Annotated in this window: 23 protein-coding genes and 1 tRNA gene; 7 read left to right on the top strand and 17 right to left on the bottom strand. The window is 63.4% G+C overall.

Annotated features, from left to right (window positions below; all coding sequences use genetic code 11):
* Window positions 1–475: 475 nt before the first annotated feature.
* Window positions 476–691 carry a PRC-barrel domain-containing protein gene (locus tag A3AI_RS0100590; protein WP_024513699.1) on the bottom strand — a complete coding sequence of 72 codons (216 nt, stop codon included), beginning with the start codon at window positions 689–691 and terminating at the stop codon, window positions 476–478.
* A gap of 197 nt (window positions 692–888) precedes the next feature.
* On the opposite strand from A3AI_RS0100590, the gene A3AI_RS41945 reads away from it, so the two are divergent.
* Window positions 889–1,401 (top strand): hypothetical protein, encoded by a 513-nt coding sequence (locus A3AI_RS41945; protein WP_024513698.1) that lies wholly within the window; start codon window positions 889–891, stop codon window positions 1,399–1,401.
* Between the two features lie 49 nt (window positions 1,402–1,450).
* Here the strand turns inward: A3AI_RS41945 and A3AI_RS0100580 are convergent, their stop codons facing one another.
* The 5 genes from A3AI_RS0100580 to A3AI_RS0100560 form a co-directional block, all read right to left on the bottom strand.
* Window positions 1,451–4,267, bottom strand: a complete 2,817-nt coding sequence (locus A3AI_RS0100580) for a UPF0182 family membrane protein (protein WP_024513697.1) — start codon at window positions 4,265–4,267, stop codon at window positions 1,451–1,453.
* A gap of 83 nt (window positions 4,268–4,350) precedes the next feature.
* A complete protein-coding gene (locus A3AI_RS0100575; protein ID WP_024513696.1) occupies window positions 4,351–4,605 on the bottom strand; it encodes a hypothetical protein in 255 nt (84 codons plus the stop codon).
* Between the two features lie 223 nt (window positions 4,606–4,828).
* A complete protein-coding gene (locus A3AI_RS0100570) occupies window positions 4,829–5,212 on the bottom strand; it encodes a TIGR02301 family protein (protein WP_024513695.1) in 384 nt (127 codons plus the stop codon).
* Between the two features lie 69 nt (window positions 5,213–5,281).
* Window positions 5,282–5,707 carry an NUDIX hydrolase gene (locus A3AI_RS0100565; RefSeq protein WP_024513694.1) on the bottom strand — a complete coding sequence of 142 codons (426 nt, stop codon included), beginning with the start codon at window positions 5,705–5,707 and terminating at the stop codon, window positions 5,282–5,284.
* Window positions 5,707–6,213, bottom strand: a complete 507-nt coding sequence (locus A3AI_RS0100560) for a hypothetical protein (protein ID WP_024513693.1) — start codon at window positions 6,211–6,213, stop codon at window positions 5,707–5,709. The genes A3AI_RS0100565 and A3AI_RS0100560 overlap by 1 nt, the downstream gene beginning before the upstream one ends.
* Window positions 6,214–6,276: 63 nt before the next feature.
* On the opposite strand from A3AI_RS0100560, the gene A3AI_RS41940 reads away from it, so the two are divergent.
* Window positions 6,277–7,041 carry an SOS response-associated peptidase gene (locus tag A3AI_RS41940; protein ID WP_024513692.1) on the top strand — a complete coding sequence of 255 codons (765 nt, stop codon included), beginning with the start codon at window positions 6,277–6,279 and terminating at the stop codon, window positions 7,039–7,041.
* Between the two features lie 61 nt (window positions 7,042–7,102).
* On the opposite strand, the gene A3AI_RS0100550 is transcribed toward A3AI_RS41940, so the two are convergent.
* Genes A3AI_RS0100550 through A3AI_RS0100535 form a run of 4 tightly spaced genes read right to left on the bottom strand, consistent with a single transcriptional unit; the run spans window position 7,103 to window position 10,596 of the window.
* A complete protein-coding gene (locus A3AI_RS0100550) occupies window positions 7,103–7,684 on the bottom strand; it encodes an NUDIX hydrolase (RefSeq protein WP_024513691.1) in 582 nt (193 codons plus the stop codon).
* A gap of 20 nt (window positions 7,685–7,704) precedes the next feature.
* Window positions 7,705–8,160 (bottom strand): GNAT family acetyltransferase, encoded by a 456-nt coding sequence (locus A3AI_RS0100545; protein ID WP_024513690.1) that lies wholly within the window; start codon window positions 8,158–8,160, stop codon window positions 7,705–7,707.
* Window positions 8,157–9,584: an FAD-binding oxidoreductase gene (locus A3AI_RS0100540; protein ID WP_024513689.1), complete on the bottom strand. Its 1,428-nt coding sequence runs from the start codon at window positions 9,582–9,584 to the stop codon at window positions 8,157–8,159. The genes A3AI_RS0100545 and A3AI_RS0100540 overlap by 4 nt, the downstream gene beginning before the upstream one ends.
* Window positions 9,585–9,603: 19 nt before the next feature.
* Window positions 9,604–10,596: an L-threonylcarbamoyladenylate synthase gene (locus tag A3AI_RS0100535; protein ID WP_024513688.1), complete on the bottom strand. Its 993-nt coding sequence runs from the start codon at window positions 10,594–10,596 to the stop codon at window positions 9,604–9,606.
* A gap of 71 nt (window positions 10,597–10,667) precedes the next feature.
* Here A3AI_RS0100535 and A3AI_RS0100530 point away from each other — a divergent pair.
* The 3 genes from A3AI_RS0100530 to A3AI_RS0100520 all read left to right on the top strand — a co-directional run bounded on the left by A3AI_RS0100530 (window position 10,668) and on the right by A3AI_RS0100520 (window position 12,095).
* Window positions 10,668–10,744: transfer RNA gene (locus tag A3AI_RS0100530), tRNA-Pro, on the top strand.
* Between the two features lie 508 nt (window positions 10,745–11,252).
* Window positions 11,253–11,579 (top strand): hypothetical protein, encoded by a 327-nt coding sequence (locus A3AI_RS0100525; protein ID WP_024513687.1) that lies wholly within the window; start codon window positions 11,253–11,255, stop codon window positions 11,577–11,579.
* 81 nt (window positions 11,580–11,660) lie between these two features.
* Window positions 11,661–12,095, top strand: a complete 435-nt coding sequence (locus tag A3AI_RS0100520; RefSeq protein WP_024513686.1) for a helix-turn-helix domain-containing protein — start codon at window positions 11,661–11,663, stop codon at window positions 12,093–12,095.
* A gap of 18 nt (window positions 12,096–12,113) precedes the next feature.
* Here the strand turns inward: A3AI_RS0100520 and A3AI_RS0100515 are convergent, their stop codons facing one another.
* The gene (locus A3AI_RS0100515) at window positions 12,114–12,668 is read right to left on the bottom strand and encodes a hypothetical protein (protein WP_024513685.1); all 555 of its coding nucleotides are present in this window, start codon (window positions 12,666–12,668) and stop codon (window positions 12,114–12,116) included.
* 93 nt (window positions 12,669–12,761) lie between these two features.
* Between A3AI_RS0100515 and A3AI_RS0100510 the strand changes: the two genes are divergently transcribed.
* Window positions 12,762–14,066, top strand: a complete 1,305-nt coding sequence (locus tag A3AI_RS0100510) for a YcaO-like family protein (RefSeq protein WP_084800791.1) — start codon at window positions 12,762–12,764, stop codon at window positions 14,064–14,066.
* A gap of 8 nt (window positions 14,067–14,074) precedes the next feature.
* Window positions 14,075–16,249: a BTAD domain-containing putative transcriptional regulator gene (locus A3AI_RS0100505; RefSeq protein WP_024513683.1), complete on the top strand. Its 2,175-nt coding sequence runs from the start codon at window positions 14,075–14,077 to the stop codon at window positions 16,247–16,249.
* Here A3AI_RS0100505 and A3AI_RS0100500 read toward each other — a convergent pair.
* The 6 genes from A3AI_RS0100500 to A3AI_RS0100475 form a co-directional block, all read right to left on the bottom strand.
* Window positions 16,225–16,635 (bottom strand): hypothetical protein, encoded by a 411-nt coding sequence (locus A3AI_RS0100500; protein ID WP_024513682.1) that lies wholly within the window; start codon window positions 16,633–16,635, stop codon window positions 16,225–16,227. The two genes, A3AI_RS0100505 and A3AI_RS0100500, sit on opposite strands and share 25 nt — an antisense overlap.
* Before the next feature lie 42 nt (window positions 16,636–16,677).
* Window positions 16,678–18,447, bottom strand: coding sequence for a peroxidase family protein (locus A3AI_RS0100495; protein ID WP_024513681.1), 1,770 nt, complete (start codon window positions 18,445–18,447; stop codon window positions 16,678–16,680).
* A gap of 320 nt (window positions 18,448–18,767) precedes the next feature.
* Window positions 18,768–19,427 carry an HAD family hydrolase gene (locus A3AI_RS0100490; RefSeq protein ID WP_024513680.1) on the bottom strand — a complete coding sequence of 220 codons (660 nt, stop codon included), beginning with the start codon at window positions 19,425–19,427 and terminating at the stop codon, window positions 18,768–18,770.
* Complete coding sequence (locus tag A3AI_RS0100485; RefSeq protein WP_024513679.1) at window positions 19,424–19,891, bottom strand: L-2-amino-thiazoline-4-carboxylic acid hydrolase; 468 nt, start codon at window positions 19,889–19,891, stop codon at window positions 19,424–19,426. Before A3AI_RS0100485 ends, A3AI_RS0100490 begins: the two co-directional genes overlap by 4 nt.
* A gap of 19 nt (window positions 19,892–19,910) precedes the next feature.
* Entirely contained in the window at window positions 19,911–20,645 is a 735-nt protein-coding gene (locus A3AI_RS0100480; protein ID WP_024513678.1) for an SDR family NAD(P)-dependent oxidoreductase, read from the bottom strand.
* A 69-nt stretch (window positions 20,646–20,714) separates the two neighbouring features.
* On the bottom strand, window positions 20,715–22,778 hold the full coding sequence (locus tag A3AI_RS0100475; RefSeq protein ID WP_024513677.1) for an ATP-dependent helicase: 2,064 nt from the start codon (window positions 22,776–22,778) through the stop codon (window positions 20,715–20,717).
* Window positions 22,779–23,006 lie beyond the last annotated feature (228 nt).

The following is a 23,006-nucleotide window of genomic DNA, read 5'->3' as shown; positions in this document are numbered from 1 at the left end:
GCCGCCGGGCCGTGCCCAACAAGGCCTGTGGACAGTGCCGTTGGGTTCAAGCTGTGCGTGAAGTGACCTGCGGCAGCAGTTTGGCAGCATGCTAAAATCCGCAACGCTCCATCGGGACGACCGCGTTGAGAGTTGCAGGCGATACGGAGACAGGCATCCGGGTCCTCGCGGCGCCTTGCGCCCGAGCTTTTGCATCATCCATGACCCTCAAAATCGGAGGGCGCAGGGAAGGCCGGGTGGCCGCTGCAAACTCTGAAAAGGCGAAATAGGAATATTTTTGCGCGGGCATCTTGAACGCAGTAACGATCTTGAACGACTTGCGAATCTAGGTTTCGCTCGCATGCGAGCGCAACGAGAAAAATCGAACTGATTTTGCCCGTCGGGCGAATCGGTTTGCGTCAGACCGTCAGGTCAGAGCGCTGCAGAACTCCCAAATCCAAGCAGCCCGGAAGAACCCTTGTCCTCATCAGCGCCGTCATCGATCCGTCTGTGCCAATTTGATGGTCGATACCGGCCACTTACCTTCGTGACCTCTGATCGAAATTCGCAGGCCGTGGGCTTCGTCGAGCCAGATCTCGTCCACCGTCCCCGCCTTCCCGTCAGTCAGGATAACGGCTTTGCCGACAAGCTCTCTTTGTGCTTGCTCTAATTCTGCAAGAATCGTGGACGCTCTCAGTTTAGCGGTTGGCATTGTGTCGCTCGCTTGTGTTGGATGAGCTTCTGGGCTCGCACAGGAAAGCGTGCAACTCGCGACAAATGGGCGGCAAACCGATGACCATGGAATCCGATCCGGCGGTTCCACGCCGACCAGAAAAGCCCCGCTGAGACCTTACAAAGGGCTGGAACGGGTGCTTTAGCACCAGCGTTTGGAGCGTGGAGCAACTCACCATGAAGCGCGTGCTGAGAGTACTGGGGTATGCCCTCGTCACGGTCTATTTCGTCGCCGATCTGGTGTTCGAAGCCGTGGCGCGTCCGCTATCGGACTGGATCGGACGGCTTGAGATTTTGCGACCGCTCAACAATTGGATTGCAGGCCTGCGCCCTTATCCGGCACTTGCGCTCTTTTCCATCCCCGTCGTCATCCTCGAACCGGTGAAGCCGGTCGGCGCATTTCTGATCTCGGGGGGCTATGTCGTCGAAGGCGCGCTGACCATCGCGGCGGGCGAGATTCTAAAGATCACGCTGGTCGAACGACTGTTCAAACTGACGCGCGACCGCTTGATGCAAATTCCGAGCTTTGCGTTTCTGTATCGTCGCTGGATCAGATTTCATGAATGGGTAACCTCGTCCGAAGTCTGGTGCTGGGCACGCGACCGCATCGCGCGGCTGAAGTTGTTGTTGAGGATTGCCATGGATCGAGGAGAACGCGCCGGAATTGAGCGCGCCGAACTTCGGAATTAAAGCATGATCCGGAAAAGTGTGTAGCGGTTTTCCGAAAAGATCATTTAGGTCACTTGATCTCCGACTTCACAGGCGGGCGGTCAGGCAGGTTTCCGCCATTCGTTTCGCCCGGATGCTCGAGCGCGTTCGATTCTCGGCTTAACTGTTCCAGAATTGCGCGCATCGCCTGGATATCCGTGCCGAAGCCGGCCCAATCCCCTGATTTCAGGCGCTCCATTGCCTGATTGTAGTGATCGAGTGCCTCTCGCGCAGACGCTCCATGCGACGTCTCGGTCACGGCGCGGGGCGGTGCCGGCGCAGGGCCGCCTTCCGCAAACAGCGCCGACAAGGCCTCGGACAGCGTCTCCTTCATCACCACGTGCTCACCATAGGCGGCGATCACCCGCTTCAATTCCGGCAGATGGCCTTGCTCCGCCCGCAGATAGAGCGGCGACACATAGAGGATGGAGTTCTCGATCGGGATCACAAGCAAGTTGCCGCGGATCACCCGCGATCCCATCTGGTTCCACAGCGTGAGTTGCTGGGAAATCTCGGTACTCTGGTTGATCCGTGCTTCGATCTGGAGCGGCCCATAGACCAGCTTGTCCTTGGGAAATTCGTAGACGATCAGCTTGCCGTAATCGGGGGAATCGCAGCGCGCGGCGAGCCAGGCGATCATGTTGTCCCGGCGGCTCGGGACCATCGGAAGCATGATGAAGAACTCGGCCCGCGGTTCGCCCGGCAGCCGCATGATGATGTAGTAGGGCGCCATCATCGCGACGCCGTCGCCACCCGGCTGGCGGGGGAATTGCCAGAGATCCTCCCGATTGTAGAAAACGTCAGCGGCCTCCATGTGATAGGCCTGATAGACCCGTGCCTGGATCAGAAAGAGGTCCTCCGGATAGCGGATGTGCTTCTGCAGGTCCGCAGGCATCGCGGCGACCGGCGTGAAAAGGCCTGGGAAAATTCGCTGATATGTCGCCGCAATCGGATCGCTGGGATCCATCAAGTAAAACGTGACGGTGCCGTTGTAGGCGTCGATGACGACTTTCACGGAATTGCGGATGTAGTTGAGATCGAGGTCCGGTGTCAGCTGTGAGTAGGGAAAATAGGAGCTCGTCGTGTAGGCATCCTGCATCCAGAACATCCGCCCCTCGCTGATGACCAGATAGGGATCATGATCCAGCCTCAGAAAGGGAGCGATCGTACGCACCCGTTCCCGGATATTGCGCCGGATCATGATGCGAGTGTCGCTCGTGATGTAACTTGTCAAAAGCAGGTTCACATCGCTGAAGTACTGCGCGAAGAGCATCCTCCTCGCGAGACTTCCCACCGGGACACCGCCGGCGCCGTCATAGGCCGCGTAAGCGTTGTCCGCCCCTTTCGGGTAATCGAATTCCGGGACCGTGCCCTTGACGATGACGTAGCCGTCGCTCTCCTCACCGAAATAGATGCGCGGCTCGCGGATCTCGGGGCCACCATCGGCAACCGGGGGAATATCGCGCAAATAGAAGTATGGCAGCCCCTCGATGGTCTTGCGGGTTACCGGGCTCATGACGGCACCGTTGCCATGCGTGAACAGCACCTGACGGTTGACCCATGTCTGGGCATTGGGCGGCAGCAGCGAGGGCCGCAGCTCGCGGGCCGAGAGCATCACGCTTTGATAGGAGCCGCCGAGCCAGTATCGATCGACGTCGAGGTCGTGGAATTTGTAGTAGGTCCGGATTTCCTGGAGCTGCGCGTAAGTATCCGACAGGGGGCGCCAGTCCCATAGTCTGATATTGTCGATCGTCGCCTTGTTGGCTTCCAGCGTCTTGAAGGTCAGGGTCTCTTCGGCGGCGAACGGCTTGGCGACGATCCTGTCGAGATCATACGCCTGCCGGGTCATTGCGATGTTGCGCTCGATGTAAGGCTTTTCCAGCTCGAGCTCGCTTGGCTTGACGAAGAAGTGGCGGAACAACGAAGGCACCACGCCGGACGCCACGAAGGAGCCGATGGCGACGAGCAGGATTGCGGCTGCGGGAAGCCGGTAGGTTCGCAGGCCAAGGTTAGCCCATGCGATGAGCGCTGCGATGATTGAAAGGCCGACCAGCAACCACAGGACGGGAAGCTGGACGTGGATGTCCGTGTAGCTTGCGCCGACCACCACCCCGTTGTCGCTGTAAAGCAGGAGATAGCGGTCGAGAACGTAGGACCAGGCCTTTACGGCGAAGAGGAGACCGAGCAGCAAGGAGCCATGGGTGATCGCCGCGGGCGGCATCGACCGGCGACCCTTGCCGTGGTCTATCTCGCTAAAACTCCAGTAGATTGCACCGGCGAACAGTGCGCTCAGAATGATCGTGAGCACCATCCAGTTGTTGATCTGGATATAGGCGGGCAATGAGAACAGATAGAAACCGATGTCCTTGCCGTAGAGCGGATCGCTTGAACCGAACGGCACGTGATACAAATAGCGTAGCAGGGTGGCCCACTCGCCGGCTTCTCCAGCCGCAACGAGCACAGCGATGAGAACGGCGGCGGCGGCGATGATGTGAGGCCATGGCAGCCGGTCGCGCACGAGCGCAAAGGGATCGGGAGGTGGGTTCAATCCAACGGCAGCGGGCGTCGACGGCAGTCGGGCGAAGCGCAGCGCGAGCCGTCCGTTCAGCCAAAGCATGAGCGTGGTGGCGGCGAACACGGTGCCAAAGACTGCCGCTTCGGCGCCCAGACTGATCCAGAAGACCTGCAGATAGCCGACCGAGGAGAACCAGAGCCAGTCGACCAGGAGCCCGCTTGCCACGCTGAGCAGCAACAAGCCGATCCCGACGACAATGGCGGCAATGATCCACCCTGCCAGGATGCTTCCCCCCGGCACCTTCGGTTGGGGTCCGGTAATCCCGATCGTCATGATGGGATCATAGCAGAAGCGGGGCGGCGTCCGCCGCATTATCGCTGCGGTGGATGCCTCTTGTCGGGCCTTCCTGGTCCCGACTACTGCTTCGCCAGTGCCAGCGAGAACTCGCCGTTGCGGACGCGGGTAGGGAGCCCCTCGGCGAATTTCGCCACCGCGTCCTCGCCATAGGTGGCGACGAGCTCGGCAAGCGCGGCGAACAGGCTTGCCTGCGCCAGGCAATCACCGTCGACGCCGTCATGGCGGGCTTCGGCCCAGGCCTCGTTGAGGTAGGACAGCGCCGCCTGTTTCTGCTCGTGATCGGGGAGGGGGTCGCGGGCGAGATGAAAGGACATGTGACAGCGCTTGAAACAGGAGGGACAGAACTGGCGCGTTTCGTGACAACCGAGCGCGTCAAAAGCACGTGTAGCACGCTGGGTGGGTGCGCCTAGAGCAGTTCTTTAGGAAAGGTTAACGCGTGTTGATAAATCGAGCAGGTGGTTCCGGCTGCTTTGCGTGTAACGGGCCGCGAGGCCGCTCCGCCTCGCCCCGCGCGCGGGGAGAGGTGGGAGAAGGCCGCTAATTGGCGTAGCGCGCGGTCAGATCCCGCGAGATCTTCGAGCCTTCGTCGACATAGCGGCGAATGGCGACGAGGGCTGCCGGGGTGCAGGTGCGGTAGGTCTGCTGAAAGCCGTTATAGCCGCGGTTGAAGGCGGCGATCATGCGGGAGCGGCGTTCGCCGGAAGGGGTTTCGGCGTCGATCAGCGCCTGCATCTCGTTGCGCCATTTCGGGCCTTCATTGCTGCCGCAGATGCCGCGCAGATAATGCAGGGCGCCCAGGATCTCGGCGAGCCGCTGCAGGTCGCCGTCGAACGGCGCAGCTCCCGCGGCTCCCTCCTCGGCACGGATCGGTGCAGCAAGGCTCAGGCAGATCAGGATGAGGGCGATGAGGCGTTTGGGCATCAATGAGGTCCGACTGCCGCCTGATAGCGCCTTAATTGCACACTAAGCAAGGCGTGTAGGGTGCGGAAATCAGGCCTTTATCAATCGTTCCGCGGCTTCCAGCACCTCCGGCAGCCCCCCGGTCAGCTTGAGGTCGCCGAGCGCATCGGGCGGAAGCCATTTGAAGTCATCGTGTTCGTCGTTGAGGACCGGCTCATTGGCCCGCCATCGTGCCGCAAACGACATGATCACATAATGGCCGCCGCCACCGGCCGACGGCAGGACCTCGCGCCAGCCGGCCAGCCCGACAATATCGATCTTGAGCCCGGTTTCCTCGTCAACCTCGCGCGCCAGCGCCTGATGCAGGGTTTCGCCGAATTCGACCCGGCCGCCGGGGAACGAATAAAAGCCGTTGCCCGGCGAGCGGGCGCGCCGCACCAGGAGGACCTTGCCGTCGCGAAAGATCGCGGCGCTTACCGCAAGCTGCGGTCGTTGGGTTGCGGTTGTTTCGCCCATCAATGGGTCATGATGTAGTCGACATTGGCTTCGGTGCCGCCATTGATAATACCGCCGGTCGCCGCCACCAACTCCTTCAGCCAGCTGATCGCCTGCACCGCGAGCTTGGCGCGGGTCGAATCCTGGTGGACCTCGCCCATGGCCTGGCTGACCGCGGTCAGGATATTGGTCATCGTTGCCGTCATGTGGTCGAATTCGGCACGCAGTTCGGGATCCGCCGTGTCATAGGCCTCGATCGCGAGATCGCGTGCCCTGAAATTGGAGGCGATGAAATGCTCCGCATAGGACAGCGGGTGCCACTCAAGGAAGTCGGCGGCGCATTCCGGCATGTCCGGAATCATCTCCAGAAGCATGATGGCTTCGTTGAAGTGATTGAGGTAGTCGGTGGCAAGTCCCGTGCGCGGATTTATGTTGGCAGCCTTCAAGGTCGCTGCGCGCGTGGCCTCGTCGAGGCCCGTCAAAACTTGCGTCAGTTGAGGCGCGGATGGTGCGGCCATCGAGGTCATGTTCCGCAGTGTTGCGATGCGGGGTTAAAGGCGGCTGAACGGATACATATCTAGGCATGAAGAATGTGTGGACGGTTTGTCATTACCTCGCCTCCAGAGGCGTTGCGGCGAATTTTCGGCTATCTTGAGCAGCCGAATTTTCCGCCGCGGCATAATATCGCGCCTACACAACCTATACCTGTGGTCCTCATCGAGAATGGAACACGGCATTTCCACCTGATGCGCTGGGGCTTGATTCCCTCCTGGGTGAAGGACCCCCGCAAATTTACGCTTTTGATCAATGCACGTTCGGAGACGGTGCTGGACAAGCCGGCGTTCAAGAACGCGGTCCGGCGCCGGCGCTGCCTCATTCCGGCGGACGGCTATTATGAATGGCAGGTCGTGGACGGCCGCAAGCGGCCGTATTTCATCTATCGCAGGGATCGCCAGCCGCTGGGGCTCGCGGGACTTGCCGAGACCTGGATGGGACCGAATGGCGAGGAACTCGATACGGTCGCGATCGTCACCACGGCCGCAAGCCCGGAACTCTCCGCGCTGCATCACCGCGTGCCGGTTGCGATCGACGAGGTCGATTTCGCGCGCTGGCTCGATTGCAGCGAGGACTCAGCCGATCCCGTGCTGAAGCTGATGGTGCCGCCGCCCGACGGCACGTTCACCTGGCACGAGGTGTCGAGGCGGGTGAACCATGCCGACAATGACGATGCGCAGCTCGTCCTGCCGATCACGGATGAGGAGCGCGCCGCGGAGGAGGCGCCGAAGGCCGCAAAGCGGCCGGCGCGGAAGCCGCCGCCGGTCGCGACGGATGACGGACAGGGGAGTTTGTTTTGAGTCGCTTCCGCGTTGTCGTCCCGGCCTTAGCCTGGCCTTTGCCGGAACGACGACGAGCAGCTCAGCGAAAGATCTGCAGCGCGGCGTGTTGCAGCAGCATGATGGTCTTTCCATCCACGATGCGGCCGTCTGCGATCATCGCGATTGCCTCGTCGAAGGCGAGCTCCAGCACCTCGATGTCCTCGCCTTCGTGGGCAAGTCCGCCGCCGTCGCCGATGCGCATCTCGGGCTCGTATTCGGCGACGAAGAAATGGATTTTCTCCGTCACCGAGCCCGGGCTCATGAAGGCTTCGAACACCTTGTGGACGTCGTGCAGGCGATAGCCGATTTCCTCCTCGGCCTCGGCGCGGATGCGATCCTCTGGGGAAGCGTCGTCGAGCAGGCCCGCGGCGGCCTCGATCAGGAGGCCGTCATAGCCGTTGACGTAGGTCGGCAGGCGGAACTGGCTCACCAGCACGACTGTGCGACGCTGGAGATTATAGGGCAGGATCGCAGCGGCATTGCCATGATCGAAGACGTCGCGCGTCATGGTCTGCCACTGGCCGTCCCTGCGGCGCCATTCGAAGGTGGTGCTTTTCAGCGTGCCGAAGCTGTCGGAGAGCACGCGCTCGCCCTTGAGGCGGATGCGGTCGGAAATACTCATGCTGCGCTTTCCGGCTATGGTTACGGCGTCGGGTCGCGGCCGTCGAGCCATTTGGCGAAGGTCACGCGCTCCTGCGGGAAGTAGCCGAGCGACTGGTAGAAGGCGTGGACCTGCGCATTATCGGCGCGGACCATCAGTTGCATCTTCTCCATGCCGCGCGCCCGCAGCCAGTCTTCGGCCGCCGCCATGATGGCGCGGCCGTAATTCTTGAAACGATGATCGGGATCGACGGTGACGTAATAGACCCAGCCGCGATGGCCGTCATGGCCGGCCATGACGGAAGCGACGAGCGCACCCTTGGCGTCGCGGCCGAGCAGCACCGTCGAGTTGTCGCCCTTGCGGGCGCGCGCAATGTCGGCGGCAGGATCATTCCAGGGCCGCGCCGAGCCGCAGCGCTGCCACAGCGCGATGACTGCGGGAATGTCGGCATCCTCGATCGTCGAGATGGTGAGCGGGGTAGCGAGCGGCGCGTTCATAGGACTTTTCCGGGATTCATGATTCCGAGCGGATCGAGCATGGCCTTGACCGCGCGCATCAGCTCGATCGCGACCTTGTCCTTGACGTCGGGCAGTTCGTCGCGTTTGAGCACGCCGATGCCGTGCTCGGCGGAGATCGAGCCGCCCATCTTCAGCACGATGTCGAAGACGACGGCATTGACGTCATGCCAGCGCGCCAGGAAGTCGGCCGACCTGGCGCCGACCGGCTGGCTGACATTGTAGTGGATATTGCCGTCGCCAAGATGACCGAACGGCACCGGGCGCGCGCCGGGAATGAGTTTCACGACCGCCGCGTCGGCCTCTGCGATGAAGGCAGGCACGGCGGCGACCGGCACGGAGATGTCGTGCTTGATCGAGCCGCCCTCCGGCTTCTGCGCTGCCGACATCTCGTCGCGCAGCTTCCAGAAGCCGAGCCGCTGGCTCAGATTGGCCGCGATCACGGCGTCGTCGATGATTTCGTCCTCCAGCGCCTCGGCCAGGATCGCCTCCAGCGTCGTGCGCGCATCGTCGCGCGGCGAGGACAATTCCATCAGCACATACCAGGGATGCTTCTCAGAGAGCGGATCGCGCACGTCGATACCATGGCGGATGGAGAAATCGACCGCGATTTCGGAGAGCAGCTCAAAACTCGTCAGCGTGCCCGCCGCCTCGCTCTGCGACAGCGACAATAGTTTCAGCGCCTGTGCAGGCGACTTCAGGCCGACATAGGCGGTCTCGATCGCGCGTGGCTTGGGAAACAGCCTCAAGGTCGCCGCGGTGATGATGCCGAGCGTGCCTTCGGCGCCGATGAAGAGGTTCTTCAGGTCGTAGCCGGTGTTGTCCTTTTTCAGCTTGGACAACAGGCTCAGGATGCGGCCGTCGGCGAGCACGACTTCGAGGCCGAGTGCCATCTCGCGCGCGACGCCATAGGCGAGGGCGGTGGTGCCGCCGGCATTGGTGGAGAGGTTGCCGCCGATGGTGCAGCTGCCTTCGGCGCCGAGCGAAAGCGGAAACAGCCGATCGACCTCGGCGGCACGCTGCTGCGCGATCTGCAGCACCACGCCGGCCTCGCAGGTCATGGTGTTGGAGGCGGGGTCGACCTCGCGAATCCGGTCCAAGCGCTTCAGCGAGATCACCACCTCGCCATGATGCGGGGTCTGGCCGCCGACCAGCCCGGTGTTGCCGCCCTGCGGCACCAGCGCGATCTTGTGCGCGGTCGCGAGCTTGCAGATCTCGGAGACCTCCGCGGTCGAGCCCGGGCGCAGCACGAGCTGGGTGTGGCCGTGGAACAGATTGCGCTCCTCGGTGACGTAGGACGCGATGTCGGACTGGTCGGTCACCGCATATTTGTCGCCGACGATGGTCCTGAACTTGGCGATCAGCTCGGGCGAAAGCGGCGGCACGGATGGCTGGACGATATTCATTGTTGGTCTTTCTTGTTCCTCATTCCCGCCCTGCGGCCGCGCGGCGCAGCCGGTCGTTGATGGCCTCGCCCAATCCGTCGGATGGAATGGGCATCACCGCGATGGTGCGTGCGCCTGTCGCATCGAGGCTGCGAAGATAACCAAAAAGATGGGTGGCGGCTTCGGCCGGATCGCCGCGCTCCGACAAATTCAGCACGGCGGCCGCCTTGTCCTGTTCCGGCACGGGTGCGGAGCCGAAGGCGAGCAGCGCCTCGCCGCGTGCGATGCTCTGCGCATTGAGCCGCACGCGGGCGCGCGGGGCGTAATGCGAGGTCAGCATGCCCGGCGCGAGGGGCTGGCTGTCATTGCTTTCGGCCTCTGGCGCGGGACGCGCCAGAGGCCGGCCGAGCACGCGCTCGATCTCCTCGCGCGGCAGTCCGCCCGGACGCAACAGCATCGGCCGCTCGAAACAGCCCACGATAGTGGATTCGAGGCCGACCGCGACCGGCCCCCCGTCGACGATCAGGTCGATCCGCCCTGCGAGGTCGGCTTGCACATGGGCCGCATTGGTCGGGGAGACGTGGCCGGATAGGTTGGCGGAGGGGGCCACGACCGGCCGGCCAAGCTTTTTCAGGATTGCATGCGCGACCGGGTGGGCGGGAACGCGGACGGCGATGGTCTCAAGGCCGGCGGTCGCAAGATCGGCCACCTCGCAGCCCTCGCGCCTGGGCAGCACCAGGGTCAGCGGTCCCGGCCAGAAGGCCTGTGCCAGCGTGATCGCGGTGGCGTCGAAGCGGGCGATCCGGTGGGCGCTGGAGAGCCCCTCGACATGGGAGATCAGCGGATTGAACAGGGGCCGGCCCTTGGCCTCGTAGAGGCGGGCAATCGCCGCCGCATTGGTGGCGTCCGCCCCGAGCCCATAGACGGTCTCGGTCGGGAACGCGACCAGGCCGCCCTCGGCGAGGCGCCGCGCGGCTTCCGTCACGGCAGCCGCGTCCGCCGGCAGCATTTTGGTGGTCAGGGCGGTTGTCATCCTCAGAAAAATCCTCGAATTCAGCTGCTTGCGGTGGGCGAAACCCGACGCTATAAGCCGCGGACTAAAGTCGGAGTGTGGCTCAGCCCGGTAGAGCACTGCGTTCGGGACGCAGGGGTCGTAGGTTCGAATCCTACCACTCCGACCAATAAAATCAGGGGCTTACCCGATCTCCCTGGTCTGCGTGGTACTCCTACCCGGTCTTACCCCGTCCCACCCTCTATACAGGATCGCGCCGGGCCGGGAAGCTCCAGCTCAGAACTGGTCGGCCACGAGGGCAAATGCCGGGTGCTGGCGGTTCGTCACCCTAGCCCGAATCGCAGATTCGCGGCTGGTGGCAGTGTTCCCGGTGCTTCGACACCAGCCCCTCCAGGCCACAGAGGGTGAGGGCGCTCGCGACGAAGAAGAGTGCACGCCCCTGGGGGCCCGGAGCGCGGCTGCGCCGGCGCGCAGTTCATGTTCATGCCGGGCGGCCGTGCGCGCGGCGTGCGTTGCGCGCTTTGTGGCGCCGCACATAGGGTGCCCCGTTCACGGCTCTCGGGCCGTCGCCTGTTCGTGACTGCGTCCCTGCCCCGCCCTCACGCTGAGATCACGATACGCTTCGCACTATTGTCCTACCAAGGGTGGTTCAGGACCATCCGTCAGATGGGGCCAAAATGAGTGCTGAGTCAGTTATTTATTATCTGAATCGCCAGCCAGGCAGCGAGCCGGTTGAGGATACCGAATGGCTGTTTTCGGCTTTGGGCCAGTTCACGGGAGCCGAGCTCCGCGAACTGCTTTATGTTGCACAGGAGCCCGAGTTTTTTGAACTCATGCGCGGGCTTTTCGCACTGTCCGACGAGAGCCGGGCAGCCCTGCTGGAATTTCTGGCCGATTCCGACTCCCGGCCGCCCAAGGTGGTCATTGAGGGGGACGGTCGCTGTGTCCTGTCCCGCATTGCGCCCGGGGAGAATGGGAAAGCCTCGCTCAAGGTCGTCTCTTAGGACCTGCAACTCTTAAAGACCTGCAACGCCCTAGAGTTGTGCTAAGGTCGTTCCCTTAACACGAGCTCAGGAGCTTTAGCGATGCCAGGGAGGAAGCCTGATCCGCTCGACGCCATGGTGGGCGCCAAGATTCGTGTGATCCGCGTCAGTCGCGGACTGAGCCAGAGCGATCTGGCCGACCAGATAGGGATAACGTTCCAGCAGGTGCAGAAATACGAGAAGGGCGCCAACCGGGTCGGCGCCAGCCGCCTGTCGCAGATCGCCACTGTGCTCGGCATTTCCGTGGGTGAATTGTTCGAGCAGTCGCGGCAAAGGCCGGGTGATTCCGATTCACCATTCAAGCTGCTGGTCGAGCCGGGCGCGGTGCGCGTCCTCAAGGCCTATGTGCAGACAACAGACCCGCGGCTGCGGCGCGCCATCGTCAACCTGATTGAGGGGATTGCCAGTCGCTCGGCGTCGCGGCGGGGAGCGAGGCTTGGTGAGGAGCGCCGGCGAACGTCGCTGGCCCGGAACTGAGCCAGCGCAGGTCGCACATCATGCGGTGGCCCGCAGCGCGACCCGTTTGACCGGCCCGCTGGTCGGAAAAAACTCGCCGATCCAGCCGTGCCGCCGGCCTTCGATGTGCCAGGCCATCGCTTCCGCCGAGGACGGCGCGGGATCCGGAATATCCTTGCGGATTTCCTTGCCGTCGAGCCAGCCGCAGCTGTGCGAGTAGCGCGTCTCGCAGATCAGGCGGATGTCATCGCGCTGCTGCAGCACCGCGTAGCCATCGGCGGGAAAGAAGGTGCCGGCAAGCTCGATCGGCATCGGCAATTGGCGCACCAGGAGAAAGGTGCTGGTCGCGTCGGTCTCGGACTCCGATGCCAGCACCGCGACCATGCTGTGACGGGGCCGGATCGCCTCCGGCGCGCGCGGGCCGCTCCCGTCGAGCAGGGTTCCCGTGGTCGCAATCGACAGATACTCGCCTTCGGGTCCCCAACGGCAGGCGATGAGCCATTCCCGGCTGCGGGTGCGGATCAGGCTTGGCTTCGCATAGTCCGACCGGGCAATATCCGCAGACATGGCAATGACGAAGGCTTTGGCAGGCATACGTTCCTCCGACTCAGCGGTCGAAATTCACCCCGCCACAAAACTGTTCTGCCGGGCGTGAGAACACCGTGAGTGAATGCAAGATTGAATTTGATGGCTAGGCTATTTGCGACCGCGGCTGCGCTGCTGCGCGGTCTACAACCAGAAGATGCCGGGGTTCGAGAGGCAGAAGCCCTGTTGCAGGAGCTCGGCTATGCGGCGGGTCCTGACGACGAGGCGCTGCATCGCGCCCGGCTCCTGGAGGCGGTTGGCCAATTCGCCCGCTTTTTCGAGCTCGGCGCACCCGAGGCACCCGGCCTGTTCTGCTTCGGTGCCGAGGTCGATCCGGCGTCCATCGACCCGATCCATCGCGGCAGCGCAATGCTCGGCGTCTCCGGCGTCGGCCTTTCCATGCAGGAGGCGTTTCAGCGCTGCGCAGGCGAGGGGATCGAATATCTCTCGCAGTTGCAGAGTGGCGACGACCGGTTGCTGCCCTCGGGCGCGACCGCCGGACGGGCTCTCCTTTCGCCTGACGTCGTGGCGCGGCTTGCCGGCCGCCCCGACGCGCAATTGTCATGGTATCCGGCGCGGCGCCTCATGGACGGAGCCGAGGTGCTGCTCCCGGCAGACCTCTGCCTGCGGCGGCCGGAGGCGGAACGGGATTTTCTCGTCCCGTTCCCGCTCAGCATCGGCTCGGCGGCCGGCCCCTCGCTTGACGGCGCGTTGCTGCACGGCCTGCTTGAGCTGATCGAGCGCGATGCGGCGAGCCTGTGGTGGCGCGGCGGCCGGCTCCCTTGTGCGATCGACGCGAACGCCGTCGGCGGGGACGCGCTCCTGCGAAAGCTCCGACCGGCGGGCGTTGCGCGGCGGCGCAGCTGGCTGCTCGACATTACGACCGACATCGGGGTTCCCACGGTGGCTGCGGTGTCCTGCGGCTCGGACGGCCATGGCTTTGCCTTCGGGCTCGCGACCCGGCCGACGCTTGCGTCCGCCGCGCGCTCGGCGATGCTCGAGATGTGCCAGCTGGAACTCGCCTATTCAGTGATCGAAGCCAAGCGCCGCGAGCGCGGCGAAGCTGGGCTGAATGCCAGGGACCGCCTCCATCTCGACCGCGCGACGCGGATCGATGCAGATCGGTGCCAATTGCTGCAGCCTTCCGGTGAGCAGGCGGAGCATATCGCAATCGATGCTTCGGAGCCGGCTGCGGCGCGCGCGGCAATCGTGCGCCGGCTGGAATCGCTCGGAATTGAAGCGTACTTTATCGATCTGACGCGTCCACGTTTCGCCGTTCCGGTGGCGCGCGTGATTGTGCCGGCGCTGCAGATCGAGCCGTCCGAAATTGTGACACCGAGGCTTGCTGAAATCATCGCGCAGACTGGCGGTGGCGCGGTCTATACTGGCGGCGTTGCTCTGTTATAGCTGTTCCGATGCATGCACGCCGTGGCGAGATCGTTTTGGTAGAAGGTACGGCGGGCGCCTCCGCGGCAAAGCCGATGGAAGGCGCGCCCGACAGCGCGCCGCGCCTTGCGCTGTCGCTGGTGGGGCGCCTCTCGATCCGCTTCCGGGGGCGGCCGGTGGAGCTACGCACGCGCAAGGCCGCTGCTGTTCTCGGCTATCTCGCGCTGTCCGAGACCAAGCAGGAGAGCCGCGAGCGGCTGGTCGGCCTGCTGTGGAGTCGCTCGGACGAGGAGAAGGCGCGCGCCTCGCTGCGCCAGGTCATTCGCGAATTGCGCACCGTGCTCGGCGAGGCAGGCTTCGACGGCCTTGCCGCGGGGCGGCTCTCGGTCGGCTTCGATCTCGACCAGGTCGCTGTCGATGTCGACAGCGTGCTGCAGCTTGCCGAGCGCGCGCGCGTCCACACTTTGCTGCTCGACACGCCGAGGCTCGACGAGCGGATCCTTGAAGGCATGGACGACCTCGATCCGTCGTTCCGGGTCTGGGTGCTGGCCAAGCGCCAGACAATTCATGAGCGGCTGATGCGCGGCCTCGATGCCGGCCTCGGCACACCAGGCGTCGCGCCGGAGATGCGCAAGAAGATTGCATCCGCCATCGTCAATCTCGATCCGACGCATGAGCAGGCCTGTTGCTATCTGATGCAGGCGCATGCCGAAGAGGGCGACATTGCCGGTGCCTTGCGCATCTACAAGGCGCTGTGGGACCTGTTGGACCAGGACTACGGCATGGAGCCGTCGAAAGCGACCGAGGAGCTCGTCGCGTGCATCAAGCTCGGCGTCTTCGACAGGCCACTGTCCGAACGCCGCACGGCACTCGTGAGCGCCGGACGCGATGTGAGCCGGTCCTTCGAAATAGAGCTGCAACCGGCAACCTTTGCCGCTGCGCCCGCGGGCGCCACGGCCAAGCCGCGCCTGGTGCTGCAGCCCTTCGCGATGCATGGCATCGATGCCGGCCGCGCCCATCTCGTGCAGGGATTCAGCCTGCATCTGGCGGCATCGCTGGTGCGCTTCCGCGAATGGAGCGTGGTCGACCGTCCGCCTGCGGCCATGGTGCTGCCCAAGCTCGACTCCGCGCCGCAATACTGCATCGAAACCACCGCCTACCAGGCAGGCGACGAGATCAACATGGTGATGGTGCTCAAGGACGATTCCACCGGCATCTTCGTCTGGAGCGAAAGCTTTCGCCTGAGCCTGACCAACTGGTTCGAGGCGCAGCAGCGCATCATCCGCCGCATCGCGACCGCGCTCAATGTGCAGCTGTCGGCGGAACGGCTGAAGCGCCTTGCGGGCGAGGCCGACGTGTCGCTCGACGTCTACGATCGCTGGCTGCGCGGGCAGAGCCTGATGATGCGCTTCGATTCCGAAAGCTGGCACCGCGCGGTCACCATCTTCCGCGACGCGATCCGCGACGATCCGACCTTCTCGCCGGGCTACTCAAGCCTGGTGCAGATGAACAATATCGAGCATTTCGTGCATCCGGGCGATTTTCGCGACCTGGTCAAGGCGAGGGCGACGCTCGAACTCGCGAAGAAGGCGGTTGAACTCGATCCGGTCGATTCCAGGGCGCATCTGTGCTGCGGCTGGTCCTATGCGATGGCGCTGCGGGAGACCGAGGCTGCGGCACATATGGAGCTCGCCTGCGACCTCAACGACAACGATCCCTGGACGCTGTTGTCCTCTGCCCATTATGACGCGTTCTGCGGCTCGATCGAACAGGCGCGGCGGCGTGCCGAACTGTCGCTGTCCCTGTCGCCGATCCCCTCCTATCTCGAGTGGAGCTATCACGGCATCACGCGCTTCCTGTGCGGCGATTATGCCGGCGCCATCGAGGCCTGTGACCGCGCAAGCAATGCGGTGAAGATCCTGCCGGCCTGGCGGACGGCGGCATTTTTCCATCTCGGGCAGGCGGCCATGGCGCGCGAAGAGGCCGACCGTTTCCTCAACGGCATTCGTTCTTTCTGGGTCGGGGCCGAGGCCCCGACGGACGAAGCCGTGGTGCGCTGGGTGCTGCAGGCTCATCCGATCAGCGTAAGCTCGCGATGGGAAGCCCTGCGCGACGGTCTGGGCGGCGCAGGGCTTCCTGTCGATGGAATCGTACGATTATCTTCGCTTTCTGATTCGAATCACGCGCAGAGGCTGATCGTGTAGTCGCCGATGCGCTCGGCATGCACCTTGAACTTCTCGCTCTCCGGGATGACCGGGTCGGCGCCGTTGAACAGACGCTTGTAGAACGGCGGAATCGGATAGGTCGAGCCGGGCTCGCTCAGCATCGCCTCGGAATCCTCGATCATGACCTTGGGCGGCAGCTTGAGCAGCAGCGTGTCCTGCTCCGACGTCACGAACTGGATGTGCTTGAAGCGCTCCGGCACGGTCGCAAACACCTGTGCCTTGGCAAGCTGCTCCTTGAACTGCTCGACGGTTTCCGGCACCGGATACTCGTTGTCGTCATCTAGATAGTTCTTGCCTGTCGACCAGGTCTTCACCAGCCTGCCCCAACGCTCGTGATTGGTGATCTGCAGCCGTTCAATACGCATGTTCGACTCCTCCGGGGTTGCGTGAGGCGGAACAATTCCGCCTCACAAAAATGCGGGCACGGCTTGCTTCAAGTCGGCAATTTCAGCGGTCCATTCCACCAGCTGCGCCATGCTTGCGATGTCGGGGATTTCCGAGAAAACATTTGCGGCGTAGTAATTCCTGGAGAGTTGCGCGAGTTGCGCGGCAAGTGGTCCTGCGGCATATCCAACGGAGGCGCGCGCACCTTCGAGCGCAGCAAAGATCACCTCGGCTGTTATGATCGAGCCGAGCGGGCCTAGATGGAGGCCGGCTGCGCTCTCCTGTTGCATCGCTTCGAACAGGATGAAAAACGGCAGCGGCGGGTCGTTCGAGATGGTCTCGATGTCGTCGTCGCCGAGGTTGCCATAAGTCGGAGCCGAGCTAAGCCATTGGCGCAGAGCGCCGACCCGGTAGGCGCGATCGGCCAGCAGTCGCGATTGAGCGACGAAATCGGGCCTGCGCCGCCCGATCTCGGCGATCAGCGCATCGACCGACCACATGCCGGCGAGCGAAGCACCAAGGAGGTCGCGATAAAGCAGGCCGACGCGCTCGGTCGCATCGAAAGCATAGAAGATCTGGTCGTTGCCGAGTGCGTCGCTGAGGTAGGGACCGATGCGGCGGCTGAAATTCGGCTCGGAGTCGTTGATGGGAAAGAACCGCGACCACTGCACCATCCAGGTGTCGTCGAGTGGCATGTTGAGCGGATCGTTCGCGCTGGACTTTTCCAGAGTGTTGTTGAGGTCGTGCCTCGACTGGTCGTTGATGCGGTATTCTGGCCGCACCATGGCGTGGCCGAAGCGGAACGCGCCATGGGAGAACTCGAACGGGATCTCCCAGTCGCCGGCCGAATGCCGATCCATGAACCACGGATTGGCGCCGGCATAGGCGGCATGGATCGCAGGGTGAAGCACACGGCGCATCACATCGGTGCGGATGATGTGGTGGTAGATCGCAGTCAGCGCGTCGCGTGCGCAAAGGAAGCGCTTGTACGCTGCGCCGAAGCGGCCGTTCGCGTGGCTCACCGGTTCGCCGCGGCGGGCGATGTCGGTCAGGCCGTTATGCAGCAACGCAAACAGCGCCGTCAGCTGCGAAATGATGGCATGATCATCGTTGCGCGGGTCGGCGACTAGCGCCTCAGTCAGCGCGACGCGGGCGCCCCTGTCGCGATCGATTCCGGTGAGGTCTTCGACGCGCGTTCGTGCGATGTCGCGGAACGGGCATTTCATGTTGTTGGTGTTGTCCTTTGACCCATCGCCATTGGCGAACTTCCAACGCATGCGGCCCAATCGCAGCTTGGTGCGGCGGTCGTCGGTGGGGGCGTCGAGTGCATAGAGATGCGGCGATCCGACCGGGCCGTGGCCGTAGAAGCTCTCGAGCAGGAGCGGCGCGCGGCGTGCATTGGCAACTGCGCCAAGCTCGCCAGTGATCGACAGCGGCATCGCGGAGTGCACGAGATCGTGGGCGATGAACTGCAGGAGATATGTATAGCCCGAGGGAATCGTCGGATTTTCCCAATGCTCGATCGACGGGTCCCCGTGCTGCGGCCAGCGGATCTCGGCATCCATCCGCCGCGAGAGGCGGTTCATCAGCGCGCGAATTTCAGAAAGATGCGCCGGCGATACCAGCGGATCGATGCCGAACACGCGGAAGCGCTGTGAAGCAAGCGGCGTGTCGAGAAAATGGCGAAATCCGGAAGCCATTGCGGGTTGCGGATTTGCAGTGCCGGCATCGCTGCCAACCGATGCATCGGCGGCAGCTTTGAGAGAGGATGCATCGATGCTGTGCACGGTCATCACAGATCTTTCGCAATTGTCGCGCACCTTTGCGTGTTTCGCACTCCAACGTGTCTCTTGCTCGCCGGAGCGTTTGCTGCACGCAGGTGTGTCTCCTGCACGTTGGTGCTGAGATTGCGTAGCTTGCCGTGAAATTATCGTGATTTTTGGCCTGTTTTTTGACAGACTGCCCTTGACCTCATGCGGAGCGGCTCAGCGATGCGCGCCGCTTTGATGGCGCATTTTCGATCCGTGATGGCTCCGATGTGACGCGCAGTGTGATGTAGTCGAAAGGTGTGCGTCGTCGCGCACGAGATGCGTCCGACGGCGCGCGATCTGCTCTATTGCCTAATCAGGCTGCAGACCTCGTGCAGATTGCGGGCAATGCACAGGCACAGGCTCTGCATTTCGGAATCCGGCGCGAGCAGGTCGGGGACCATGACGGTCATCATGCCCGCGCGGGATGCCGCTCGTACGCCGTTGTGGGAGTCTTCGAGCGCAAGGCACAGCGCGGGATCGACGCCGAGCCGCTCGGCGGCCTTCAGAAATGGATCGGGATTTGGCTTGCCCTGCGCGTAGTCGCCATGCGCGACGATGGCATGGAAGCGATCATGCAGGCCGTGTGTGTCGAGATGGTGCCGCGCGTCCTCGTGGCGCGAGGACGTCGCGATGGCGCGCGGCAATTGCAACTCGTCCAGCAGGTCGAGCAGCTCGATCACGCCGGCCTTGAGGTAAAGCTGCGCGGCGGTGGCTTCGCGAAAGCGCTGCGTCGAAGCCGACCAGAAGCCGTCGAAGTCGAAGGCGTTACCGAACAGCTCGCCGAAGCGGGCCCGCGTCGCTTCGCCGGGCAGGCCGATGGTGGCCAGGTAGAAGTCGAGCGGCAGCTGATAGCCGGCTTCGCGCGCCACACTGATGGTCGCATCACGATAGATCGCTTCGGTATTGAAGAGCAGGCCGTCCATGTCGAAGACGACGGCCTGGGCCTTGCGGGGAAGGGTCATGTTTCCTTCAATCGCCTGTAGCGAAAATCGCAGTGGCTGGCGCCCTGCATGATGGTTTGCGTGCGCGTGAGCTTGATGTCGGGATCGAATCCCGCGGCCGTATCGAAATCCGCGCCGCAGACCAGCAGGAATCCGAGCTCGGGTTCGCCCAGTTCCTTGTAGAACTCGGCATATCTGCATCCCGTAACGTCGATCTCAAAGACATCCTGCGACTGCTCGATCACGCTATAATCAAGCGCGTCGTCGCGGGCGTAAGTGGCGAACGCAGATGCCATGGTCTTGCCGAGGTTCTTGTCGTTCTTCGCTCGCCAGAATTCTTCGCCGTAACGGCGATAGGTCTCACCGAGGGCACTCCGAACAAGGGCATTTGCCCGTTCCTCGCCCAATTCCACCTGCAACGTCTTAATGAGAGGGACCAGGATCTGGGCCTGGATTTTGGCTTGCTCAATGACGGGAACGCTCACGATCGATCTCCCGCGAATACTAGTTGAAGGCCATGCCGCCGCTCATGGCAACGGTCTGGCCGGTCATGTAGGGGTTGTCAATCAGCATCATCACCGCCTTGGACACCTCTTCAGGTTGGCCTAATCGGCCGAGCGGAATGCGGCTGGCGAGATTGGGCTGGCCCTTCATCATGTCGGTCTCGATCAGCGACGGCGCGACCGCATTGACGGTGATGCCTTCCTTGACGAGGCGCGCGGCATAGCCGCGCGTCAGGCCCTCCATGCCGGCTTTCGAGGCATTGTAGTGCGGGCCGATCGCGCCGGCGCCGCGCGCCGCGCCCGAGGATATGTTGACGATGCGTCCCCATTTCCTCTGCCGCATCATCGGCAGCACCGCCTGCGTGCACAGGAAGACCGACTTCAGGTTCACCGCGATGGTCTGGTCGAAGTGGGCCTCGGTGAGATCATCGACGCCGCGGGTGAGGGCGATACCGGCATTGTTGACCAGGATGTCGATCGGGCCAAGCTCGGACGTCACGCGCGCGACCATCTTTGCGACCTCGGCCGTCTGCGAGACGTCGGCCTGAACAGCGATCGCCTTCGCGCCGGCACGCCGCAGCGCTTCGACCACGGCATTGGCCTCGTCGGCCCGGGCGCGATAATTGACGGCGACAGCGGCACCTGCGCGCGCGAGGTCCTGTGCGATCGCCGCGCCGATCCCGCGCGACCCGCCGGTCACCAGCGCCACTCGTCCTTTTAATGTCTCTGCGGTCATCGTCCATCTCCCGGACAATCAAGATTGTGCCGCGTAATCTATGGCGGCGAGATGCATCGGCAAGGGCCGCTACCGCCAGCGGTCCCGCATCCGCGCGGCCAGATCGATCCGCGGGCCCTGGCTTGCGGCTCTTGCTGCGGCTTCCGCCGCCTTCGGCCAGCTGGTGCGCTCGAACAATTGCAGCAGGCCTTCCGGAATGAAGCGGGTGCGGGCAGCGTACAGGTGGCGGTCGCCTTGCGCACTCTGGTTATGAGTGAAGAAGCGCTGCGGCACGACCAGATGCAGATCATCCTTGGCGCGGGTCATCGCGACATAAAGCAGGCGGCGCTCCTCCTCCATCTCGGCCGAGGTGCCGACGCCGAGATCCGACGGGATGCAGCCGTCGACCACGTTGAGCACGAACACCTGCTTCCACTCCTGGCCCTTGGCGGAATGGATGGTGGAGAGGATGAGATAATCCTCGTCGAGCAGCGGCACGCCGGCCTGGTCGCTGGTGGCGTCAGGCGGGTCGAGCGTGAGCTCGGTCAGGAAGCGCTCGCGCGAGGCATAGCCGCTTGCGATCTGCTCCAGCTGCACGAGATCGGCGCGACGCGTTTCCGCGTCGTCATGGATGCGCTCGAGATGCGGCTGGTACCAGAGGCGGGCGAGCTCGAGATCGGTCGGCCAGCGGCAATCGCGCAAGCCCGTAACCGTTTCGACAAAACAGGCCCAGTCGCCGCCGGCGCGCTGCGGCGCAGGCATCGCGCCAAGCGCTGCGGCCGGGTCGGCGGCATCTGCGATGGCGTCGAGCACTTTCTGCGCGGTCGCGGGACCGACGCCGGGCAAGAGATGCAGGATACGGAAGCCTGCGATGCGGTCGCGCGGGTTCTCGGCAAAGCGCAGCAGAGCCAGCACGTCCTTGACATGGGCGGCATCGAGGAATTTCAGGCCGCCGAATTTCACGAAGGGAATGTTGCGGCGGGTCAGCTCGATCTCCAGCGGGCCCGAATGCGAGGAGGTGCGGAACAGCACCGCCTGCTGCTTCAACAGCGAGCCCTGCTCGCGATGCTCAAGCACCTTTTCGACTACATAACGCGCCTGGTCGGCCTCGTCGCGCACCGCGACGAGATAAGGCTTTTGCGCCGAGGTCCGCTCGGTCCAGAGGTTCTTGGTGAACCGCTCCTTTGCCAGGCTGATGACGCCGTTGGCGGCAGCGAGGATTGATTGCGTCGAACGATAGTTGCGGTCGAGCGTGACGATCTCGGCGCGCGGGGTGAAGTGGTCGGGGAAGTCGAGGATGTTACGTACGGTGGCGGCACGAAACGAATAAATTGACTGCGCATCGTCGCCGACCACTGTGAGGCCATGTCCCTGCGGCCGCAGCGCCAGCAGGATCGAGGACTGCAGGCGGTTGGTGTCCTGATACTCGTCGACCAGCACATGGTCGAAGCGTTCGCCGACTTCCGATGCGAGCGTTGCATCTGACATCATCTGCGCCCAGTACAGGAGCAGGTCGTCGTAATCGAGCACTTTTTGCGCCTGCTTGGCCTCGACATAGGCGGAAAACAGCTGCTTCAGCTCGCCGGCCCAGCCGGCACACCAGGGGTACGCGAGCCCCAGCACCTTCTCCAGCGATGTGTCGGCATTGACGCAACGGGAATAGATCGCAACGCAGGTGCCCTTGGCCGGGAAGCGTCGCTCGGTTTTGGAGAAGCCGAGGTCGTGGCGGACCAGGTTCATCAGGTCGGCGGAATCCTCGCGGTCGTGGATGGTGAAGACGGGATCGAGTCCGATCCGCTCGGCATGCTCGCGCAACAGCCGCGCGCCGATGCCGTGAAAAGTGCCGGCCCAGGTCAACGCGTCCGTCATTGCCGACGAGGTCTCGCCGATCACCTTGCGCGCGATGCGCTCGACGCGGGCCTTCATCTCGCTCGCCGCGCGGCGCGAGAAAGTCATGAGCAGGATGCGCCTGGGATCGGCGCCGTTCACCATCAGATGTGCGACACGATGGGCGAGGGTGTTGGTCTTGCCGGAGCCGGCGCCGGCAATCACGAGCAGGGGGCGTGCCACCGCGTCATCGCCGACGCCGTGCTCGACAGCACGGCGCTGCGCGGAATTCAGTCCATCAAGATATGTCGCTGCCGTGGCCTGCACGAATCGCCCCTTCGAACCAGAATCAGCGATTCCACCGGCGAGAGCAAATGCGCGTCGGGCGCCACGGATCTTTATCTTTCGTAAGACATCAGATCGCCATGCTGGCACGCTTTACGCGCGCGTGCCTCACGCATGTCGTATTTTCCCGCAAGTTAGCGGAATCGAAGCTGCGAGGCTCGTTGCAATAAGGCGGAAATGCGGCGTGACATCATCTGATGTCCCGTAATG

It is taken from the genome of Bradyrhizobium sp. Tv2a-2, assembly GCF_000472425.1.
Classification (GTDB): domain Bacteria; phylum Pseudomonadota; class Alphaproteobacteria; order Rhizobiales; family Xanthobacteraceae; genus Bradyrhizobium.
Note: the sequence above shows the minus strand (reverse complement) of the source record. Positions and strands in the feature narration are given on the sequence as shown.

Coding starts and splice junctions, on each gene's coding strand:
- A3AI_RS0100590 (WP_024513699.1), bottom strand. CDS start 691: ATGCCAACCGCTAAACTGAGAGCGTCCACGATTCTTGCAGAATTAGAG.
- A3AI_RS41945 (WP_024513698.1), top strand. CDS start 889: ATGAAGCGCGTGCTGAGAGTACTGGGGTATGCCCTCGTCACGGTCTAT.
- A3AI_RS0100580 (WP_024513697.1), bottom strand. CDS start 4,267: ATGACGATCGGGATTACCGGACCCCAACCGAAGGTGCCGGGGGGAAGC.
- A3AI_RS0100575 (WP_024513696.1), bottom strand. CDS start 4,605: ATGTCCTTTCATCTCGCCCGCGACCCCCTCCCCGATCACGAGCAGAAA.
- A3AI_RS0100570 (WP_024513695.1), bottom strand. CDS start 5,212: ATGCCCAAACGCCTCATCGCCCTCATCCTGATCTGCCTGAGCCTTGCT.
- A3AI_RS0100565 (WP_024513694.1), bottom strand. CDS start 5,707: ATGGGCGAAACAACCGCAACCCAACGACCGCAGCTTGCGGTAAGCGCC.
- A3AI_RS0100560 (WP_024513693.1), bottom strand. CDS start 6,213: ATGACCTCGATGGCCGCACCATCCGCGCCTCAACTGACGCAAGTTTTG.
- A3AI_RS41940 (WP_024513692.1), top strand. CDS start 6,277: ATGTGTGGACGGTTTGTCATTACCTCGCCTCCAGAGGCGTTGCGGCGA.
- A3AI_RS0100550 (WP_024513691.1), bottom strand. CDS start 7,684: ATGAGTATTTCCGACCGCATCCGCCTCAAGGGCGAGCGCGTGCTCTCC.
- A3AI_RS0100545 (WP_024513690.1), bottom strand. CDS start 8,160: ATGAACGCGCCGCTCGCTACCCCGCTCACCATCTCGACGATCGAGGAT.
- A3AI_RS0100540 (WP_024513689.1), bottom strand. CDS start 9,584: ATGAATATCGTCCAGCCATCCGTGCCGCCGCTTTCGCCCGAGCTGATC.
- A3AI_RS0100535 (WP_024513688.1), bottom strand. CDS start 10,596: ATGACAACCGCCCTGACCACCAAAATGCTGCCGGCGGACGCGGCTGCC.
- A3AI_RS0100525 (WP_024513687.1), top strand. CDS start 11,253: ATGAGTGCTGAGTCAGTTATTTATTATCTGAATCGCCAGCCAGGCAGC.
- A3AI_RS0100520 (WP_024513686.1), top strand. CDS start 11,661: ATGCCAGGGAGGAAGCCTGATCCGCTCGACGCCATGGTGGGCGCCAAG.
- A3AI_RS0100515 (WP_024513685.1), bottom strand. CDS start 12,668: ATGCCTGCCAAAGCCTTCGTCATTGCCATGTCTGCGGATATTGCCCGG.
- A3AI_RS0100510 (WP_084800791.1), top strand. CDS start 12,762: ATGGCTAGGCTATTTGCGACCGCGGCTGCGCTGCTGCGCGGTCTACAA.
- A3AI_RS0100505 (WP_024513683.1), top strand. CDS start 14,075: ATGCATGCACGCCGTGGCGAGATCGTTTTGGTAGAAGGTACGGCGGGC.
- A3AI_RS0100500 (WP_024513682.1), bottom strand. CDS start 16,635: ATGCGTATTGAACGGCTGCAGATCACCAATCACGAGCGTTGGGGCAGG.
- A3AI_RS0100495 (WP_024513681.1), bottom strand. CDS start 18,447: ATGACCGTGCACAGCATCGATGCATCCTCTCTCAAAGCTGCCGCCGAT.
- A3AI_RS0100490 (WP_024513680.1), bottom strand. CDS start 19,427: ATGACCCTTCCCCGCAAGGCCCAGGCCGTCGTCTTCGACATGGACGGC.
- A3AI_RS0100480 (WP_024513678.1), bottom strand. CDS start 20,645: ATGACCGCAGAGACATTAAAAGGACGAGTGGCGCTGGTGACCGGCGGG.